The sequence below is a fragment of the Pirellulales bacterium genome, from assembly GCA_036499395.1.
In the GTDB taxonomy this organism is placed as follows: domain Bacteria; phylum Planctomycetota; class Planctomycetia; order Pirellulales; family JACPPG01; genus JACPPG01.
Genome location: DASYDW010000095.1, coordinates 13,152 through 32,961 on the forward strand (window position 1 = coordinate 13,152; position 19,810 = coordinate 32,961).

At 56.9% G+C, this 19,810-nt stretch carries 15 protein-coding genes, 1 tRNA gene and 1 pseudogene; 3 read left to right on the forward strand and 14 right to left on the reverse strand.

Annotated features, from left to right (window positions below; translation table 11 throughout):
• Window position 1: 1 nt before the first annotated feature.
• The 3 genes and pseudogenes from VGN12_16835 to VGN12_16845 form a co-directional block, all read right to left on the reverse strand.
• On the reverse strand, window positions 2–610 hold the full coding sequence (locus VGN12_16835; protein HEY4311119.1) for a sigma-70 family RNA polymerase sigma factor: 609 nt from the start codon (window positions 608–610) through the stop codon (window positions 2–4).
• A 164-nt stretch (window positions 611–774) separates the two neighbouring features.
• A complete protein-coding gene (locus tag VGN12_16840) occupies window positions 775–2,235 on the reverse strand; it encodes an efflux RND transporter periplasmic adaptor subunit (protein HEY4311120.1) in 1,461 nt (486 codons plus the stop codon).
• Window positions 2,236–2,303: 68 nt separating this feature from the next.
• Window positions 2,304–5,477, reverse strand: a pseudogene (locus tag VGN12_16845) (efflux RND transporter permease subunit).
• 577 nt (window positions 5,478–6,054) lie between these two features.
• Here VGN12_16845 and VGN12_16850 point away from each other — a divergent pair.
• On the forward strand, window positions 6,055–7,188 hold the full coding sequence (locus VGN12_16850; protein HEY4311121.1) for an HD domain-containing phosphohydrolase: 1,134 nt from the start codon (window positions 6,055–6,057) through the stop codon (window positions 7,186–7,188).
• A gap of 111 nt (window positions 7,189–7,299) precedes the next feature.
• On the opposite strand, the gene VGN12_16855 is transcribed toward VGN12_16850, so the two are convergent.
• Window positions 7,300–7,373, reverse strand: a tRNA-Arg gene (locus VGN12_16855).
• A gap of 94 nt (window positions 7,374–7,467) precedes the next feature.
• Here VGN12_16855 and VGN12_16860 point away from each other — a divergent pair.
• Entirely contained in the window at window positions 7,468–8,559 is a 1,092-nt protein-coding gene (locus VGN12_16860; GenBank protein ID HEY4311122.1) for a tyrosine-type recombinase/integrase, read from the forward strand.
• Window positions 8,560–10,256: 1,697 nt separating this feature from the next.
• On the opposite strand, the gene VGN12_16865 is transcribed toward VGN12_16860, so the two are convergent.
• The 10 genes from VGN12_16865 to VGN12_16910 form a co-directional block, all read right to left on the reverse strand.
• Entirely contained in the window at window positions 10,257–12,917 is a 2,661-nt protein-coding gene (locus VGN12_16865; GenBank protein ID HEY4311123.1) for a DUF5906 domain-containing protein, read from the reverse strand.
• 88 nt (window positions 12,918–13,005) lie between these two features.
• Window positions 13,006–13,536 (reverse strand): hypothetical protein, encoded by a 531-nt coding sequence (locus tag VGN12_16870; GenBank protein ID HEY4311124.1) that lies wholly within the window; start codon window positions 13,534–13,536, stop codon window positions 13,006–13,008.
• Window positions 13,537–13,648: 112 nt separating this feature from the next.
• Window positions 13,649–13,801, reverse strand: a complete 153-nt coding sequence (locus VGN12_16875; GenBank protein ID HEY4311125.1) for a hypothetical protein — start codon at window positions 13,799–13,801, stop codon at window positions 13,649–13,651.
• Between the two features lie 455 nt (window positions 13,802–14,256).
• On the reverse strand, window positions 14,257–14,559 hold the full coding sequence (locus VGN12_16880; GenBank protein HEY4311126.1) for a hypothetical protein: 303 nt from the start codon (window positions 14,557–14,559) through the stop codon (window positions 14,257–14,259).
• A 657-nt stretch (window positions 14,560–15,216) separates the two neighbouring features.
• A complete protein-coding gene (locus VGN12_16885; protein HEY4311127.1) occupies window positions 15,217–15,477 on the reverse strand; it encodes a hypothetical protein in 261 nt (86 codons plus the stop codon).
• A gap of 277 nt (window positions 15,478–15,754) precedes the next feature.
• A complete protein-coding gene (locus VGN12_16890; protein ID HEY4311128.1) occupies window positions 15,755–16,120 on the reverse strand; it encodes a hypothetical protein in 366 nt (121 codons plus the stop codon).
• On the reverse strand, window positions 16,120–16,824 hold the full coding sequence (locus tag VGN12_16895) for a hypothetical protein (protein HEY4311129.1): 705 nt from the start codon (window positions 16,822–16,824) through the stop codon (window positions 16,120–16,122). The genes VGN12_16890 and VGN12_16895 overlap by 1 nt, the downstream gene beginning before the upstream one ends.
• A gap of 81 nt (window positions 16,825–16,905) precedes the next feature.
• On the reverse strand, window positions 16,906–17,094 hold the full coding sequence (locus tag VGN12_16900; GenBank protein ID HEY4311130.1) for a hypothetical protein: 189 nt from the start codon (window positions 17,092–17,094) through the stop codon (window positions 16,906–16,908).
• Window positions 17,091–17,582 (reverse strand): hypothetical protein, encoded by a 492-nt coding sequence (locus VGN12_16905; GenBank protein HEY4311131.1) that lies wholly within the window; start codon window positions 17,580–17,582, stop codon window positions 17,091–17,093. The genes VGN12_16900 and VGN12_16905 overlap by 4 nt, the downstream gene beginning before the upstream one ends.
• A 13-nt stretch (window positions 17,583–17,595) precedes the next feature.
• Window positions 17,596–18,069: a hypothetical protein gene (locus tag VGN12_16910; GenBank protein HEY4311132.1), complete on the reverse strand. Its 474-nt coding sequence runs from the start codon at window positions 18,067–18,069 to the stop codon at window positions 17,596–17,598.
• Window positions 18,070–18,673: 604 nt separating this feature from the next.
• Between VGN12_16910 and VGN12_16915 the strand changes: the two genes are divergently transcribed.
• On the forward strand, window positions 18,674–19,807 hold the full coding sequence (locus VGN12_16915; GenBank protein ID HEY4311133.1) for a three-Cys-motif partner protein TcmP: 1,134 nt from the start codon (window positions 18,674–18,676) through the stop codon (window positions 19,805–19,807).
• Window positions 19,808–19,810: the final 3 nt, after the last annotated feature.

The window sequence follows — 19,810 nt, forward strand, 5'->3', positions numbered from 1 at the left end:
GTCAATCATCCTCCTGCCGGCGCATCTGTTCGACTTCCTCTTTCAGTCGGGCCAGCACCCGACTCTTGGCGACGTAGATTGCGCCGGCCGTCATACCCACCTGTTGCGCCACATCGGCGACCGGCACGCCCTCGACGGCGGCCAGCCAGAACGCGCGCCACGTGTTCTCCTGAAATTCGTGCTTGATGTGATCCATCGCCAGCGACGCCAGGCGGCGCTGATACTCCGTCTCCCAAACATCGGGGCTGTCGTCCGTTTCCGGATGCGATGCCAGCAGCCGATTCGTGGAGGAGTCGCCGGTTCCTTGCGGCCGGATGCGCCGCGCCGAGAGGAAGTTGTAAATCTTGTTGCGCGTCACCGTGAACAGCCAACCGCGAAACGTGCCGCGGCCGCGATCGTAATCCAGCCGCGAAATGGCCGCCGAGATTGATCGCAGCACGTCCTGCATCAGGTCCGCCGCGTCGGCATCCTGCAACCCACGCTTGCGGGCAAACCCGTAGATCACTGGCGCGTACAGATTGGTGAATTCGCGCCACGCCTCTTCGTTGGCCCCGTCTCGCAGTTGTACCAGCAGGCTCGCTCGGGTGAGCGGTGAGTCGTCCGCGGACATGATCGCACCTGAATGTTCCATTCGCAGCCGCCGATCTTCTCGTTGCGGTCCGCCAGCCCCGCATCGCCCCCCATAATACGCCGCAGGGGGGCAAGGGACGAGGGCAAGCGGGGAGTTCATGGAGTTTCAGGTGGGTTAACATGACAGGACGCTTCGTAAAAGTTCTAGCGCTGCGCGATCTCGCGAACCGCCTCATGCGGCTCGGCCACTTTGACGCGGAGACCACGGACCAGGTCGTCACTGGGATTGATGACCAGGCGTTCGTCGCCGTGAATCCCGTCGATCGCCACGACCCGTGTCCCCAGGTCACGCCCCAAGGTGACGGGTTTGACCTGGATTTGATTCCGCTCGTCGACCACGGCGACGTGTGGCCCTTCGACGCGCATCTGGATCGTGTTCGTGGGTATGGTCCAACCGTCGTTACTGCGAGTCTGCAAAGCGACCTGCGCGTAGCTGCCCGGCTGAAAATGCAGGTTGACGTTGTCGAGTTCGACCTCTGCGAGCATCGTACGGCTTTGCACGTCGACGGAATTTGTAATGCGCGTGATCTTGGCTCGCACGGCCGCGGTCGCGGCCTCCGGCAGGCTGACCGTGGCGTCGGCGCCGATGATCGTTTGCACAGAGTAAGCTTGTGGCACGTTTACTTGCACACGCACACGGCTCATGTCCTCTACGACGAACAGCGGCTCCTCCCCGGCGGTTACCAACATGCCGACCTCGGCCGCGCGACGCGTGACCACGCCGTCGAACGGGGCGACGATGCGTTTGAAGATCTGTAGCTCATTCAAGCGGTCGACGTTCGATTGGCGGCTCTTTTCCGTAGCTTCGCGAGCCTGGATGATCGCGGTGCGCGTTTGCAGATTGGCGCGGCGGCGGGCGACGTCGGATTCAGCGGCCACCAAGTCCGCGTTGCGAACCGACAGGTCACGCTGAAATGTGTCGTGCTCTTCTTGCGATACGGCACGTTTCTCCAGCAATAGCTTGCGGCGGGCGAACTGTCCTTGCGATAGTTCCACTTCCGCGCGAACTTTAACTAGTTGGGCCTCGGCCACTTTCAGATCGGCTTCCGCTTCGACGCGCTCGGCCTGGGCCTGCACGGTGGCGGCCACGGCCTCGCGCACCAGCGCCCGCCCCTCGGCCAGTTCCTGATCGAGCTCAGGTGTGTCGATCTGGGCCAACAGGTCACCGCTTTCTACGTGTTCGCCCAGGTCATGATGCCAGGCGGCCAGATAGCCACTGACCCGCGCGTGCAACGTCGCAGTTTGCCACGGGCGAATCGTGGCCGGCAATGTGACGCTTGAACCGCCGGCGACCGTGGGGTGATCGACCGCGACGCTGCGCGGCGCGTCAGCTTGATGCATCGCGGAAGTAGCGTCTTCCTGATTAGCTCGCGATTGCCAAGGAGCTAGATAGGTCGCGACGGCGACGGCAGCAAATAGCACGGCAGTGCCCCATTTCCACGCGCCCCGGTTTGGCGTGCCGGTCGAACGGCCCTCGTCGGACGAGTCGCACGCTGGCGTCGCCAATTGCTGGCTCGCACCGATGTGCATACGGCTTGTCGTTTCGGCCGGGTGCGCGGCTCTTTGCAATTCGTAAGGGGCCAGAATCAAGCTGTCGGCGGACATGATTCGATTCCTTCGTCGCGGGTGACTTTTCTGCCTGCTAAATGGGATACCGGCCGCTGCGGCAGCTCTTACACGTCTTGCGAAAGCTCGCCTGCAATCGCCGAGGGCGCGACGGATCGACGACGCAAGCGGCTGTACACCACGGGCACAAACAGCAGGGTCGTGGCCGTCGCGACTAGCAATCCGCCGATCACGGCCCGCCCCAACGGGGCATTCTGCTCTCCCCCTTCGCCTAGCCCGAGCGACATCGGCAGCATGCCGATGATCATGGCCGCGGCGGTCATCAGCACGGGGCGCATGCGGGTGCGGCCGGCCTCGATGGCTGCGTCGAAGGACGATTTTCCTTCTTCACTCTGCCCATTGGCGAAGGTCACGATCAAGATGCTATTGGCCGTAGCGACACCGATCGACATGATCGCCCCCATCAGGGCGGGCACGCTAAACGTGGTTTGCCACAAGTAGAGCGACCACACGATGCCTACGAACGCGCCGGGCAGAGCCGTGATGATGATGAACGGGTCAAGCCAGCTTTGGAAATTGACCACCATCAGCAGATAGACCAGCACGGCGGCAAAGACCAGCCCCAGTCCCAGTCGAAGGAATGCGGATTCCATGCTTTCGACCTGGCCGCGCATCGTGATCGTGTTGCCCGGCGCGAGCTTGGCCTGATACTCGGCCAGCAAGCGATTGATATCGCTGGCCACGCTACCGAGGTCGCGCCCCTGCACGTTGGCGTACACATCGAAGGCGGGTTGCACGTTCACATGATTGGCGGCCTCGGGCGTGACGCCGCGCTCGACTCGCGCGACGTTGGCCAGTAGTTGCACGCCCGTCTCGCTGCGCGAGATCAGCGGCAGCCGGTTAATCGCGTCGACGTTGTCGAGCTTGTAGGTCGGTGTGCGCGTCTCGACCAGGTACGAGATGCCCATGTTCGGATCGACCCAGTAATTGGGCTGCACTTGCCCGCTGCCCGAGAGCGAAACCAGCACGCTGTTTGCCACGTCCTGCTGAGTGAGCCCCAGCTCGCGAGCCCGCGTCTAGTCAACTTCGACGTGTAGCTTCGGCACGTTCATCACCTGGTGCAGGTGGACGTCCTGCACACCGGCGATCTGCTTGACTCGCTGGGCGATTTCCGTGGCCATCGCATAATTCTCTTGTCGATTCAATCCTGCGATCTGGATATCGATGGGGGCTGGCATGCCGAAATTCAAGATCTGGCTGACGATGTCGGCCGGCTGAAAGAAGAATGTCAGATGCGGAAACCGGCCGGGCAACTCGCGCCGCAAATCGGCGATGTACTGCTGCGTCGAACGCGCGTGATGATGGTTGAGCGCGACGAGGATTTCGCCATCGGCCATGCCCGTCGTGGCGCTATCGCCGAAGGCCATCGCATAGGTGCGATTTGGCAGGCCAATGTTATCGAGCACCAGGTCGACCTCGTGCGCGGGAATGAGTTCCCGGATCGAAGCCTCGACCTGGCTGAAATAGTGCTCCGTCTGCTCGACGCGTGTGCCAGCCGGCGCCCGCACGTGCAGACGAAACTGTCCGGTGTCGACCGTGGGGAAGAAGTCGCGCCCCACCCAGGGCAACACCAGTAGTCCACTCGTCACAATCGCGGCGAAGGCCAGAAATACAACGCGGTAGTGCCGCAGATTCCAGTCCAATAGCGCCACGTACGCATTGCGTAATTGCTCGAAGCGGCGCTCGAACGACTGGTGCAGGCGGGCGAAGCGTCCGCTTGCCGCGTCATGCCCGTGCGCGATTTCCGCGGGCAGCAGGTAATCGACCATCGTGGGCACGATCGTTCGCGACAGCAGGTAAGACGCGAGCATGGCAAAAGCCACGGCCAGCGCCAGCGGCGTGAATAGGTACTTTGGCGGGCCGTCCAGGAACAGCACCGACACGAACACGATGCTGATCGTCAACGTCGAGACGAAGGTCGGGCCAGCGATTTGCATGGCCCCGTCCAGAATCGCCTGTCGTAGCGGCTTGCCCATGGCCAGGTTGCGATGAATGTTCTCGATCTCGACCGTGGCGTCATCGACCAGAATGCCCACGGCCAGCGCCAACCCACCAAGGGTCATTACGTTCAGTGAATGCCCCAGCAGAAAGAGCATGACGATCGAGCTAATGATCGCCAGCGGAATCGACACGGCCACGATCAACGTGCTGCGCCAACTTCCCAGGAAGACTAGGATCATCGTGGCGGTGAGTAGCCCGGCGATGATGCTTTCGGTCACGACACCCTCGATGGCGGCCGTAACGAACAGCGATTGATCGAAAAGCAACTCGATGCGCAAGTCCGACGGCGCCGCGGCCTGGATCTCCGGCATCAATCGCTTTACCTGGTTCACGATATCCAAAGTCGAAGCGTTACCATTCTTCAGCAGCGTCACTAGCGCCCCGCGGCTGCCGTTGCGGCGGACGATCGTGGTTTGCGAAGTGCTGCCGTCGCGCACCTGGGCCACGTCGCGCATGTAAACCGTGGCGCCGTTGACGACCTTGATCGGAATGTCGTTGAACCGATCGGGCGTCACCGGCGTGTTATTGAGCGTCACCGGATACTCGTGGGTATCGATGCGCGCCACGCCGGTCGGGAACGCCAGGTTATAGGCGTTGATCGCATCGGCGACCTCCTTCGGCGAGATCCCTTTCGCCTGCAAGAGCTGTGGATCGATGTCGACCATCACCTGGCGCTCGCGACCGCCGTACGGCGTCGGCATGGTCAGGCCCTGCACGGTCGAAAGCTGAGTTCGCAGAATGTACAGGCCGTAGTCGTAGACCTCTTCCTCGGACATCCGATTGCTACTGAGGCCGATTTGCACGATGGGCACGCTAGACGCGTTGAAACGGACGACCACGGGGGGCTGAATGCCCGGCGGCATCAGGGCGCGAATCGATTGCACGGTCGACGTGACCTGCGACAGCGCCGTGCCAATGTCGACGCCTGCATGAAAATGAATGCGGATCACGGCGACACCGTTAAGCGTTTGCGATTCGACGCGTTTTATGTCGTTGACATTCGACGTGATGGCATACTCGGAGTAGGTCGTAATGCGGCGCTCGACTTCGCTCGTTTCCATTCCCTTGTAGGTCCAGATCACGGTCACGACCGGGATGTCGATCTCGGGAAAAATATCGGTTCGCATTTGGCTGATCGCGGTCGCGCCCAACACGACGATCAGGATCGCCATGACGACGAATGTGTAGCGATGCTTCAAGGCTAATTGCACGATCCACATGGCTGATCCCTCGGACTCGGTGTGCCGTTTGACGGCTGGCTGACTACATCAGCAAGTACCGGCTGCTTCGAGGGGCCTTACGCCTGTACTCGAGAAACACGGTCGATGCCGTTTCCGTCCGGCAGGATGCGATAACACGAGAGCGATCGGCAGAGTTTTTCTGTAAGGAGCGATCGACCGGGCGGTATTCCGTGAGGTGGTGTGTTCTCGATGCTCCGTCGCTAAGGGTTGGTCTTGGTCGGCGGTAAATAATTACGGTCTTCGACGGCATGCCCCTTACGGCTGTTACCTTCGGTCGATATGGAATGCCTTAAGGTCGACCAGCGCGGCTGCGCCTCGATCACTTTTGGTCTTACTTCCCGGGCAGGATTACATGCTGCGAGCGCTTGTAGCACCTGGACCCTGACGATTTTGATACCCGCCGGAAAGCCATCGACACGTCAACGAATCCGCAGGAATTCGAAGTAGGTTTGTATTACGCGGAGCATTAGTCCATTTCTCGCCGGACTTTCTCGACAGGCCGAATACCGATGTAAAAGTTTCGCCGCCTGCCGCGTCTGCAGCGAGGGAGACTCTCATGCATCTCAATGATCGCATCTTGGCTGTTGACGACAGCGCCAGCAATCGGATGATCCTGCAGAAGTTGCTGGGCGAAACCTACACCGTGATGTGTGTCGAAAACGGTGTCGAGGCGTTGCGCGTGGCGCCCGAGTTCCATCCCGACCTAGTGCTGCTCGACGTGGTGATGCCAGGACTCGACGGCAATCAGACCTGCCGGTTGCTACACGAACAGCCCGAGCTGCGCGATACAAAGATCGTGATGGTGTCAGCGCGCTCGGAATTGCAGTCGCGGCTGGCTGCCTACGAAGTCGGCGCGATGGATTACATCACCAAGCCGTTCGATCATCAGGAGATTCTTGCCAAGGTGCGGGCCTGGCTGCACATGGTATACAAGGAGCAGGTCAACGATCTGCTGTGCGACGCGGCGAAGACGCGCGAGGTTGTCGGCTTTGCGCTCGTGACGTTGACCAGCTTCCGCGACACCGAGACGGGGGCTCACTTGCTACGTATTCGTTGGTACACGCAAGCGCTGGCCGAGCAACTGGCCGCGGCGGGCCCTTACAGCGACCAGATCGACGAAGGCTTTTTGCGTCATTTGTATCGTGCCAGCCCGCTGCACGACATTGGCAAAGTGGCCATCGACGACGCCATTCTGCGCAAGCCGGGCCGGCTGACCGCGCGCGAGTTTGCCGTGATGAGCGAACACACGACGATCGGCGGAGACATCTTAATGCAATCCGGCACGCGCCTGGCGAATCCGGGGTACGTGAAGATGGCGGCCGATATCGCCCGGCACCATCACGAGCGATTCGACGGGACGGGCTATCCAGATAAACTAGCCGGCCTGAACATTCCGCTGCCGGCACGCATCGTGGCGGTGGCTGATGCTTTCGATGCATTGACGTCGGACCGAGTTTACCGGCGATCGGTCTCGGTGGACGAGGCGGTGAAAGTCATTACCGACTGTTCGGGAACGCAGTTCGATCCAGTAATCGTTGACGCCCTTCATGCGCGCCATGCCGATTTCCGCCGCGCCCAGGCGAAGTTCCAGCGTGATATAACCGCGGCGACTGGCTCGGCCGAAACCGTGGCCACGTTCGACAACTTATGCCGCGACCGCGACGCCGAGCACGTCGAATTCGGCCCGTGAGGGGGCGTGGCGACAGAATTCCGCGACGGGGCGGAAGAATCGCCGCGGCAAAAACGGGGCGAGCAGCCCCAGCCACGCGGACCATCGGCCGTGCCAGCACGCGAAGAGAAATACACCCCAGAGGGCTCGAACCTCTAACCTTCGGTTCCGTAGACCGATGCTCTATCCAATTGAGCTAGGGGTGCCTAAAGGACTTACGTCGAATCTTCTTTTTCCAAAACACCCGGTTCTACACCGGACCCTCAATTTCAGACTACTATTGAAATGGAGGGTATGCAAATGGCCAAGGTTACCAAGCCAACAGCGGATTTCCCACTCACCCCGCATTATGGGTCGGGGCAATGGGTTAAGAAGATTCGGGGCAAATCCCATTACTTCGGTAAGTTAGAGGATTGGCGGTCCGCCCTCAATACCTACCTCGATGAAAAGGACGATCTACTTGCCGGGCGGGAACCCCGCAGCCGACAGGAATTCGTGACGTTAGGCGACCTAACTGCGGAGTTTTTGGAGTCCAAGAAAGGCTCTGTCGCGTCCGGCGAGATTCAGGAACGCACCTACAAGGAATGCGAAGTAACCTGCAACCGGATCAAGAAGATACTCGGCGACGGACGGGCACTTTCTGACATTCAACGGCGAGACTTGGAGCGGCTTCGGGCCAAGTTCGCAGAGGGCCGGGGACCGACCGCCCTCAAGAATGAGTTGTCGCGGGCACGATCCGTGTTTCTCTATGCGAACGAATCGGGGCTAGTCGACAAGCCCATCGTCTACCGAAAGCCGTTGCGTACGCCAAGCAAGAGCATCTTTACCCGTAAGCGGGCCGAAGATGCCCGGATGTTTTCGGCAGAGCAAATCAACTCGCTTCTCAACGCCGCGAATCCGCAGTTGAAAGCGATGCTGTATCTAGGCATCAACTGTGCTTTCGGACCGGGGGATTGCCTTGCGTTGCCGTGGGCGGCTGTCGATTTGGAAAACAAGCGGCATAGGTTCGCCCGTCGCAAGACTGGCAATGAACGTCTATGCCCATTGTGGCCCGAAACGATTGAAGCTTTGCAGGCGATCCAGGTTGATCGCAAGTCGGTATTTATGACCAAATATCAACGGCCTTGGACGACAACGGCAATCGGCCATGAATTCCGCAAGCTACTTGAGGAATGCAAGATTTACCGTCCGGGGAATACGCACTACTCGCTAAGGCGTACATTCGAGACGATTGCCGCCGCGACGGGCGAGCAAGTTGCCGTTGACCATATCATGGGGCATCTAAGCCCCTCAATGGCGAGCGTCTATCGGCAATGCGTGTTCATCGAGCCGCTACATCGCGTAGCGTTCTATGTTCGCGACTGGCTACAGGGTCGCGTCAAACTCGGATAGCTCGCCGTCTACGCCGACGCTGGACCGCTGGCAGTGTTTGCCGAAGTCTTTGGAATTCTGCCAGTGCGTCCGGCTCTACGATATATCGCGGGCGACTACGCTGCCGATCCGCAAGATTGACCGCCCGCAACTCGCCAGAGTGAATCCAGCCCAACACCGTGTTGACCGAACGTCCCAAGTGCTGGCCTACTTCGGCCGGGGTCATGGGGGATGTTGCGTCCACCGGCTCACGCTCAGTACGCAAGACTTGGCGAAGGCGTAGGATCGCATCGACAGCACATTTGACTTGCCGATGGGGCAATGAATCTGCCAAGTCATCACGGCCCAAACGCAACGCATGGCGTTTAGCCTGATTGACGATCCGGGCAAACAGCCGTTCGGCTTCGCGTCCATCGTCGGCCAAGTGCCGCTCGCAATAGGTGATGGCTCGCGATGCCCAGCGGCGGAATTCGGTCAAGGTAGTGGGCTGTGAATCCAGTAATCTCATGCTGTAGCCCGTCAGTATAGTTGCTCGTCTGCTGAACTATGCCCATGCAAACCGTCAAGCGGCCAGTTTCCTTTTTCCATTTTGCCGGAATAGCTTCACACTCTGACCACTAGGAACCAACGGACCACGATACGTGGTTCGCTCGGGTCGGGTTTTGGTGCGGACCAATTTCCGCGATAGAGGAGCCCTCGGTTTTGCCCCTACAATCGGTCAACGTCATTCGACCATTCTGACCCCACCGCCACCCAAGCACTTCTTTCAGACCGACCAGCACAACCAACACACAAGGAACGATCAGCCGTACGGCATGGTCTATCTGTGCCGATCATCCTTGGTGCGGCCCTATCGCATGGATCAATGGTGCCAAGCATATGGGGTGTTCGCATTATGGGTGTTGTGTGCGATCGCCTGGCTAACGTGGTCGCAGCATTGATTGCCCTGGCTGTGCGGGCTGTAGTGTTAGGTCTGTAGCGAGGGCGCCGCGTGCTCGGGTCGTAGTGGCAACGGGCCAGCGTCAGCACGATTCCTATGGGTGTGCGGATCGGCCCCAGAATCCAAGGATCAACCGGCACAACCCGGCTCGGATATGCCGGACGGCCGGCAGGATCGGGAATTGCGACCTGGGGGCTAGCCTTTCCAGGCTCGGCGGGGTCGTCCGACGCGGCGAAACCCTCGGATCGTGGCCCCAACGGATTCTGAAACCGTTGATCTAAGCGGTTTCGGCCGGGGAATCGAGGCTTTCGGCCAGTGAGCTACACCCGACTACACCCAAATCCGCCGATTTGGCAGACTTCGGACCCCTCTAACATGGGGTTTTAAGAGGCTCGGACGCTGGGGTGGGGAATGTGTCGAAAATGAGGCAAAACAGCGTTAAACGGGCTGTAATGCGGCCGTAGAGGGGTCTGTTCGGCAGGGACGGTTGTAGGGAATATGCCGGGATTTGCGGGGTCGGGGCCGAAAAAGCCGACTCGCGGGCGACAAACAGAATTTCCCACCGGGGAACGCTGTTCAAACCCCCCGGCTCTCGGAATCCTGCCCGGTGCCCGGTGCCCGGTGTGTTTTTGCATCCCATGCAATAGGGGATCACACACAGGCTTAGACGTAGTTGTTTATATATCTATGGGTCGTGTGCGAAAAATAGGGGTGTATGTGTATGTGTGAGCCTGTATAGGGTCGGACGGGAAAACACACCGGGCACCGGGCAACCGGGCTAGGCCGCTTGCCCGCCGTCGAACGCGGTCAGTTGACCATCCGACTGGCGATACCCGTTCATGCAATCCATTGCCGCTAGGCGGCTCTTGGGGACGACTTGCCAACGGGCCGGGGAGTGGGCATCCTTGTTCCGCTTGAAATGGGTCACGTCGTAGCCGCCATCGTCTAGATGGGCCTCGATGTTCTTAAAGCAAGCCGCCCACCCTTCGCTTGTTCCTGGCACTTCGCAATGGGGATCAATCGACCGAACAAGTTCATTCAATTCGTCCCGCTCGGCCGGTTCGTCTAGCTTGCCGTTGTCGGCAAGGGTCACGACGGCATCGAAAACAGCGGCGTACTTGTCTTTGATTTCGGTACGATGCGAGCGGGCAGCGTCACGCTTCGCCGCCGTCTCGATAACGGGCGGATACAGCCGTTGCTTGCTCGGCGGCAGTCGCTTGCTTAGCTCTTGCATCGCGTACAGAAACGAGGATGCCTCTGCCTTCAAGGCGCTTTCCAGATTTTGCGTGTCCATCCGTTCGGCTTGCGTCAACGGCTGAACTTCCGCGACCATGCAACGGGTGTCGCCATCAAAGATCGGGGCTTCGCTCGTTTCGTTGCACGACTGTCCGGCACGCATGAAATGATCCAGCGTGTACGGTGTGCCGCCCTTGGCATGAATGCTGATAACCTTGTCCGTTACCCAACGTCGCAAACGGCTTCGGGCTTGCTTGCCGACGCTGCTAAGGTCCGTATCCTCAACGTAACCGAATACAGCCCCCGCCAATTCGCCGTTGAATCCCTGCGGATTCGTGAGGGCGTTCGCAAGGTCAACGAATCCCTTGGTGAACAACAGACGCAAGGCATAGAAGAAAGTTGACTTACCCGTATCCTCTTTCGGGCTGTACAGCACTAGATACGGCACCCGCAAGTCAAAGCGGAACAAGGTTGCCGCAACGTACAGCCGTAGATACTGGGCACCCGTAACGATTCCATTCTCTTGGCACCATTCATCGGCAAGTACAGCGTCGTCAAAACCTTGACCGCAATGATTCAATACCTTGTCCCACGTCGGGGTTTCGCCTGGCTGTGACGCAATCGGGAACGCAAATTGTGCGGCGTGCGGATTCCATTGCCGTTCGGCCGGGTATTCGTCGCCGCAAGGGATATTTACGATTGTCCAGAATGGCAGACTGCCAAGGATGGCCGATGCCCGTTGGAAAGGCACCCCAAGCGTGGCGAGCCTGTCGATTACGTCCGAACGATTGACGTGGACCCATTTGCCGTCGTGCATATCGACGATAAACCAACCGTCCCCCTCATCGTTCGCCTTGGTCCGTCGGATCACTTCGGCGAATGCTTCCGTGACGTTTTCCGAGACTTCTAATTCATTCCATTCACCGACGGCACAACCCCAGCGGCATTTATTCAGACGAAACCAGCCGGGGATTTCGTTCGGATCATCCTGCCCATGATCCATTTCGATTGATACCGTGCCGTTTGATTGCTTCCGAATCCACAGACCACGCGGTTTGACCGCTGGCAACTCAAAAGACATTCCAACGAGATTCAGCAGTTTCGACAGCACGTCAAAACTCGGCACGAAGTACGCACCTTTCTTGCACAACAGCCCCAGCTTGGCTGTAGCCTCATCCCACCCGATGCGGAAGGTCAGCACGCACGCGGGTAGGCCGCTCTTAGTTTTGTGCCACGTTTCGCCCTCAGTCACATTTTCGCCGTAACGAACGACATACCAAGATCCGTTGAGCCGGGGATAGGCAAAGCAATTGTGATCCGCTTTATTGCGGCCAGTTGCAACCGTCTCGAATACGCCCGGCAAACCCAACAATTCGTGGGCAACCTTCAATGCCGCTGTGTGCGTTCGCAGGCGCTTTTCGTCGTGGTCGTAGACCGCCGTGAAGCCGTTGGCAATCAGCCAATCAACTAGCTTGTGATGCCCGGCCCCAGCGGTGACGGGCGTAACTTCCCTCGCCGCTCGCGGCGGCAATGAGTCTCGCCAGTTGTCGGGAATGACGGGACTACCCGTCCGTTCCTTCAATCGCTCGAAACTGTGTTCGTTTTGATTCTTTGACCACACCCAGAAATTGCCGCCAACAACGTCGGCCGGGTCGGAAAGATCACAGCCGCATTCCTTGGACAACAGCCCAAGCACGTAGCGGCCTAGGTCGGCGTGTTCGGTGTGATTAGCCGTCGATACGGGGGTATCAAAGAAAACGTAGACGTGTAGACCTTCCCCGCCGCTGGTTGACCGTTGAATCTGGACCCAAGGCACTAACTCTAGCTTCTCACGTAGCCGTTTGATTTCGTCGGCTGAGATACCGGACCCAATGTGAGCCGTGCCCGTGAGTTCGTCAAAGTCGAAAGCGACCCAACGGGAACAGACGTTTTCAAAGTCCCATCCCGTCATGCCGATTTTGTCGGCGAAATCGGTCAACGAATAACCGTCGTAGTCTCGCCAGTGCGGATTGCTTCGGGCATCGTGCGGAATGCGGATCGGCCAGAATTTTTTGCCGGATGAATCCTTGAAGCCACGTCCGTCCGGCTCGCCTTTGGTCCGGTCTATGTTGACTTGGCATTCCATCGCCTCTGAATACAACTCGGCCAGCGGCTTGACCCCATAGGCAAGTAGGAACGCTTTGATACTTTGTCGAATCGTCATGGTGTTCATCAGCAGTAGCAGAATCCCTTGATCCCAAGTACGAATGCCGGGCGGCTGGCGGGATTAGACCAGCACACCCGGTGCGGCTCTAAGCCGCTAGCCATAGATGCGGTTGTTCGGACAACTCCTTCATCAGCGGATACCCGCGATCGTAGTCGTTCAAAACGCTATACACCGAGTTACGTTCAAGTGAAGCCCTCGCAACGTATTGCACTTGAAATGGAATGCCGAAGTAGGCTTGTGCATTCGGCCACGTCGGATCAATGACCCGCCCGTCTGCGTCGACGCACCACGCATGAATTCCCCCTGTACCATTTTCTGACACGGATAAGCCTTCGACGTAGGTAAGCGGCGGTCGTTTGCTATCCGGCAAGGTTGAATCCAGCATGAGACTGTAGGCGTTGTAGAAGCAGTACCCCATCTTTCGTCGCCTATACCCCTTGGGCAGTGTGCTCGGAGCGTATGGACGACCGTATCGGCGAAGGAACGACAATACTCGAATGTTCAGACTGAACATCGGGATGTATTCCGTAATGCCGCATTCCGAAAGCATTTCATGTTCGAGGCATTGCTTCTGGTCGAAACTTGCTCGGACTTGTTCCTCAGTTAAATCATTCATGTTGTTCATCATTGCTAGGCTGCACTTTCGTAATCGCTTCGCGGGAAATTCAACGATGCAAACTCACCGTGATGCCGGATGGCAGTGCGGTCGTAGGCTCTTGCGGCTTCAACTACATCGTTGAAGTAACCCAGATGACAAGTGCGACCATTGATTCGTAGCCGCCGCTACTGCGGTGGTACTGCCAACGGAATTGGCTTAGATGATCGAACCAACGGGCATCGACCTTGGTGAACATTCCTTGTGTGAGGCGCAAAAGCATCATGTTCCAATTATAACACAAACTGACGTAAAGTCAAATACAGTATAGACTTACGACGTAACGTGGTCGCGACGATTGAAACGGTTCAAAGGAATTGCCACCCGTCGTACTCGCGAAACGTCGAACGCATCCGCCGTATGGTCGCAATGCACACGCCCAACGCATCGGCAGCGGCAACCACACTCGGGAAGGTCTGCACCTGGCCCCTATATATTGTTGCGACATTGCGACACCGATCCGACAGAAGCGGATAGCGAAGCGACCACGCGAGCCGGATTGCTTTCGCTTCGCGAAGCGTGAGGGCGTCGAACCGCTCGCACACGCGAACCGATGTATACCGAACGAAGTTCCGGGCATCGCTACGGCTGAGCAAGTCAGCGTATCGCGTGATGATCGCAGGATTGCGAACGATGAACGCAACACGCGGGGTGTGACGATACTGGCCCAGTAGCACGGCACTATACATTTCTCAATTCTTGGTCGATGGCTTCCCGCCACGTTTGGTAAACGTCGTTGATCGTGCTTTCGGGGATACCATGTTCGATCAAGGCGGCTTTGAACGTCGGGAAGATGCCCGCGACTTCGGCCGCGAAACTCTGTCTGCTGATATAGCGGCTTTCTTCGCGTTGCTCGATAAAGATTTCTAGCTGCTGCAAGCGACTCACCAACGGCTCGACCGCTCGGGCCTTGGCGGTCACGTCAAGGTCGCTCTCGTTGATTTCTTTGATGTATCGGCGGATCAACCTGGCTTGGCTTTTCATTGTCGGTTTGCCTTCACGTAGTCGTAGAAATTATCGCGAAACGTGTTGAATCGTTCCCTTGGCCATTGGTGTTTGGCGAACAGCACATAGTCTGACAACGTGCGCTTTTCGTCGTCTGAAAAGTTGCTGTGTGCAAGTGCTCGCACAAGTGCGGAATCCTTGTTCATCATTTATCCTTTCTGTAGTTACCGTGGACGGGGCCTTTCGGCCCCGGACTTGCTCAACCGCAAAAGTCTCCGCTTCGCGGTCCCACGAATGAACGCTCGCGGGTCAAATGGGTCTGGATGAATTCGACCCGCTGCGGAATCCGTCTGATTAGTGAGCGACAAATCGACGGACTCGTTGAATCTGGTTGCTGCCTGCAACAAGTCCGCGAACGAATAATTCGTGCTCCGATTGCGTCGGGCGTCGGCGAGTACGCAACGGGCTTCGTACTTGGACAAGCCGCACTGCTGTAGCCTTGCCATCGCACGGCGAAGGGACGTGTATTCGTACCACCGGCCATCGTGATTGATTCGATAGCGGCCGTATCGGCTATTCGTTCGGTAGTACAGGCACTTTGTCATCGTTGTTTTCTCACAAGTTGAAAATGCTGGCGACAACTCCGAGTCATCGCCAGCGGTATCCCACAACTACGACAAATCATGGGAGTGACGCTTAGTGAACGAGCGACTCCCGGTATTCAAACGGACCTATCAACTCCAAATAGACATTGCGTGCAGACGAGCGGCCTAAGTACGGCAGAAGTACAGTTTTTGCCGTCGTCCAGGAATTGACACCGGCAGTCACCGGGTAGTCATCGCCGAACGCTTCATGGGCGAGACGCAAAGCGATCTTGAGTCCAGCGATATCGTCTTTTTCATAGGACCCATCCGGGACAAGTTGGCTCTCTGCTTTTTGAAACACTGATTGACTCATGGTTAACTCCTAAAGAGGTTGAGAATGCGACTCAAAAGAGTCACAGGTTTTGAAGGTTCGTTGACTTTGATTGAAGATGCCCACACACGCTTGCCCGGACCTTTAAGGGTCCAGAATCTTCGCACTCTGTCGGCCACACTAAATGCCCCGTCTAGAACCGCGAATGCACACGCCGTATCGGGGTAGACGTGAGCGGTGACGCCAGCGGGGACGATATCACTTGTTTCGATAACGATTGGTTGCTGAAAAGCCCAAGCTATGTTCTTTTCCATTTGCTTTATGCTCCATGCCATTCCACGAACACTTGCGCCGGACGACACTCGCCATTGTCAAGCACCGTTCCGGTTACTAACCAAAGCGACGATGCTTTTCTGATCGGTAGCGTAAGCGACGTATACCGGGCGCTGCCGGTCGTACTCAGCAGAATTCCATCTGAGTCCGTATCAAGCCCGGCTGTCACACCGGGGCTTTGGCCGACCCATACGAGAGTGTTGTCATAGTCGCCGCGAGATATGGGCTTGATGGTCAAGCCGATAAAAAGTTCCCAATCTTCATGCGGCGACAACTGCACCGGCGTTGTTGACACGATTACAAAACCGTGTCGCCACGTTGGGACGGTATCAAATGGACCTTGAAGTGCCATTACTCGCCCTCACTCTCGGCGGCTTCGGCCGCTGGCGTAGCGTCAAGCGTCTCACCCTTTTCTGCGGACCATATAGCTCGGTAGCTATCAGTAATCTGCTGTTGAGTTGAAGCCTTGTCGGCAACGACCTTGCTGTAGTTCTCGCGTGCGGCGGCTACTGCTGCGTCGATGGCCTTGTGATGGTTGTGAATGTCAACGCTCACGTCGTCCAATTCGGTTTCAAGTTTGACTGTGTGCTGATCGCTAGAAATGTTGGCAGCGATTTCTTTCGCTAACGCCGAACGATCGCGAGCGGCTTGGGCAGCGTCCGCGTTCGACCTGCGGTACGCATCGTACGCATCGTGGGCGTCTAATTGCTTTTGACGCCAGGGGGTATCTCGCGTTTCCAGTAGCGATTCGCGGCTAATCTTCGGCTTTTCAGGAACGGCCAAATCCTGTTCGGTTTTTTCGTGAGTCGCGATAAGACTGGCTTTAAGTGCGCTTTCAAATGCGAGCCGCTCACGGACACCGGCAACGCGAGTTTCGTATTCAAGAATCGGTTGATCGTTGCGATGATTGGGGCGTGATGCCTGTGGACTACCGGCAATCCGTCTGCCCAAAGCCCAGTCATCGCTTTCAAAGATTCGATTTGAGTCTCTGTTAACAAACACAAACCGTCGCTGTCCATTTGTGATTGTCTTACGTTCGTAGCTGTCAACGCTCATTATGTAGTTCCTTGGTCAGGGGGTTGTTTTCGCGGACAAGCCTTCGCGGAGTTCTTACCAAATGCTTGTCCGGCTCCATATTTACGGGTCAATGGCAATTTGGTTGCCTTCAAGAGTTGAGTAAAGTTCAACGGTGCGAATGCGGCCGAAGTTCACACGCTGTCCAGGGGAGAGCGTGAAGTCTTTGGCTACGATCAAGCCCACGTTATGACGGTAACTGTCAATACGCTGGGCACGAACGATGATTGGGCTATTGCCGACAACGATCATGCAACCACCACGCTCGCGTGCCCTTTAACGGATAGCAAACGAGCATTCACTAACTCGATAAATAAATCTTCGTCCGCGACGATTGGTATAGCGCCGGTATTATTCCCGACTTGAACATCGTCGCTGTGACTCAAAATCCACACGCCGACAGAGGCATCTAGATCGGGTAGCGGCGTAAGAGCATCATCGTTGACCGTGAAGGCGTAGAATCGCTTGTACTGTTCAATCTCGGCGTTGTTGTAGACGCCTGCGAAAACCAAGCGGGCATCGTCGTCATCCGATTCGACTTCCAAGAGATTCGTATTAGGCACGTAAAAAGCGAATTGCTCACCCTCAAGTAGCGTGAAGCCATTGCCGCCTAGCGGGCCATAGATCGTGATATCGCCGCTCAGTGCCTTGATGAGTAACCGATTGTGATTTGGCACGTCGGGCAGCGTGGCACGGTCGCCCACACTGACTTGACCGTGGGTGAAAACTTTGCTTTGCATGTTGTCCTTTCTATTAAGCAGATTCCCGCTGCAATCGTTCGCGACGAACGCGAACAGCGTGGCGAGTGATTCCAAGAATGTCGGCAATCTCACGTTCGGTACGACCTTCCTCAAGCAATGCGAGAATGTCCGGCTCGCTTGTGTCGTCGTAGAGCGGATTGCCTTCGTGCCACCGTTCGGCGTATTGTTCAAGCGTGTCAGATAGCGTGATCGTGGCTTTAGGGAATCGTCTTTTCTCTGCCTTCTTTGGCGATACATAGCCTGTTAGTTTTTGATGCTCCGTTCGCATCACGTTGTAGATCGCGGATTTGATTTCCGGTTCGCTGGCGTCGGAGTTGTCGGCGAGGAATTCCCACCCTTCGATGCTTCCGATTGAGACGAGTTCCGAGTACCAACGCCCTTCGTGGTACTTGCCATTGATTTCCTTGCCCGGCGACAACGTTTCAGCCAGGTTGTGAACCAGTAATAAAAATGCGTCGGGGTCCATTGCTTTCCTCTGCTTGTCCCTCTGACGAATAAGCACGCTCACGGTGCGTGCAGAGGTTCCGCACCGTGAGCAAAACGCGAATAGCTAAATCGCGTCGATGGTTTGGGGATTTGCCCAGACGACCCGAGAGGGTCGAAGCCAGATGCCGGCATGAGCCGGCGGCATGATGTAGCCAGTCTGATGTAGTCACGCACCCGAGGGTGTCGGCGACTCCGGTCGGCTACTGACCGTACTTTTCCCTACCTATATAGGTGGCGCGAGGGCGCTTTTGGTTGACAAATCTGCCTTCAAAGTCTTCAAACACGCCAAATAATTATCCGCAACTCTATTATAGCACACGATTTACGTCTTGTCAAGCATTTTGGCGAAATGGGCAAGATGACTAAAACCTGCCTCTTTGGACCCACACCCGCCGATCCGTCGATTCTGGGGCCGTCCTACGCGGTCGCAGGGGGTGTTTAGCGGGGGAGTGGGAAACCACCGTTTACCTCATAGTGGGGGATAGCTAAGATCGGCGATCCACTCATTCTTGACCCAAACCCCCAAATACTGTAAATGTGTACAGTATAGGGATGTTGCTGGTCGAATCGCAAAGGGGGCGGTCGTGGCAAAGGCATTCTTCAACGAGGCAACTGAGCAATCAGTCGTAAAGGCAACCATCGTCGAGAAGTATTTCATGGCGTGGTTTACCGCTATCAAGAAAACCGTCAAGGCCCATGACAATCGAGTTGCCTATCTCGACCTTTTCGCTGGACCTGGACGATACGAAGATGGGACGACTTCGACGCCCCTACTAGTCTTGAAGCAAGCGATTGCCGACCCTGACCTTCGACAAATGTTGGTCACACGATTCAACGATAAGGACGACGCAAACTGCAAATCGCTAGACAAAGCAATCGGTAAGTTGAAGGGAATTGAGACGCTGAAGTACAAGCCGTACATCTCGCACGGCGAAGTCGGAACGGAGATGGTCAAAGAGTTTGAGTCAGTCAATTTGATCCCAACGCTCTTTTTTGGAGACCCGTGGGGATACAAGGGGCTTTCGCTAAAACTTATCAATTCCGTACTAAAGGACTTCATGTGTGAATGTATTTTCTTCTTCAACTACAACCGCATAAACATGGGCTTGCCGAACAGTGCGGTGGATCATCACATCGACGCTCTTTTCGGCAAAGATCGAGCGGACGTGCTCCGTGAGAAGCTAATCGCTCTGAAACCTGCTCAACGGGAACTCGCAATCTTAGAAGGCGTCTGTGAATCGCTCATCGACATGGGCGGAAAATACGTCCTTCCGTTTCGGTTCAAGCGTCCGGACGGAAGCCGTACAAGTCACCATCTAATCTTTGTGAGTAAGCATCCGCTTGGCTACAAGATTATGAAGGGTGTCATGGCGAAAGAAAGCTCGTGGCATGACCAAGGCGTGCCTTCTTTCGAGTACAACCCATCCTATCGCGATGAAGGATTGCTATTCGAGTTCGCTAGGCCACTAGATGAGCTAGAGGGGCTTCTACTTGAAGAGTTCGCTGGCAAGACTCTGACGATGGGCGCGATTTTCGAGAAGCACAATTACGGGCGCCGCTTCATCGAACCGAACTACAAAGAATGCCTGCGGAAGATGGAGGAAAAGAAGCTCATAACCTGTGATCCTCCAGCAAACGATAGAGTAAAGCGATTGGGTGTCGTGACTTTCGCGGATCATGTCGAAGTGACGTTTCCCAAGGCAAAGAAGAAAGGGTGATCC

Coding starts and splice junctions, on each gene's coding strand:
- VGN12_16840 (HEY4311120.1), bottom strand. CDS start 2,235: ATGTCCGCCGACAGCTTGATTCTGGCCCCTTACGAATTGCAAAGAGCC.
- VGN12_16900 (HEY4311130.1), bottom strand. CDS start 17,094: ATGATCGTTGTCGGCAATAGCCCAATCATCGTTCGTGCCCAGCGTATT.
- VGN12_16890 (HEY4311128.1), bottom strand. CDS start 16,120: ATGGCACTTCAAGGTCCATTTGATACCGTCCCAACGTGGCGACACGGT.
- VGN12_16850 (HEY4311121.1), top strand. CDS start 6,055: ATGCATCTCAATGATCGCATCTTGGCTGTTGACGACAGCGCCAGCAAT.
- VGN12_16880 (HEY4311126.1), bottom strand. CDS start 14,559: ATGAAAAGCCAAGCCAGGTTGATCCGCCGATACATCAAAGAAATCAAC.
- VGN12_16865 (HEY4311123.1), bottom strand. CDS start 12,917: ATGACGATTCGACAAAGTATCAAAGCGTTCCTACTTGCCTATGGGGTC.
- VGN12_16910 (HEY4311132.1), bottom strand. CDS start 18,069: ATGGACCCCGACGCATTTTTATTACTGGTTCACAACCTGGCTGAAACG.
- VGN12_16860 (HEY4311122.1), top strand. CDS start 7,468: ATGGCCAAGGTTACCAAGCCAACAGCGGATTTCCCACTCACCCCGCAT.
- VGN12_16835 (HEY4311119.1), bottom strand. CDS start 610: ATGTCCGCGGACGACTCACCGCTCACCCGAGCGAGCCTGCTGGTACAA.
- VGN12_16870 (HEY4311124.1), bottom strand. CDS start 13,536: ATGAATGATTTAACTGAGGAACAAGTCCGAGCAAGTTTCGACCAGAAG.
- VGN12_16905 (HEY4311131.1), bottom strand. CDS start 17,582: ATGCAAAGCAAAGTTTTCACCCACGGTCAAGTCAGTGTGGGCGACCGT.
- VGN12_16895 (HEY4311129.1), bottom strand. CDS start 16,824: ATGAGCGTTGACAGCTACGAACGTAAGACAATCACAAATGGACAGCGA.
- VGN12_16875 (HEY4311125.1), bottom strand. CDS start 13,801: ATGATGCTTTTGCGCCTCACACAAGGAATGTTCACCAAGGTCGATGCC.
- VGN12_16885 (HEY4311127.1), bottom strand. CDS start 15,477: ATGAGTCAATCAGTGTTTCAAAAAGCAGAGAGCCAACTTGTCCCGGAT.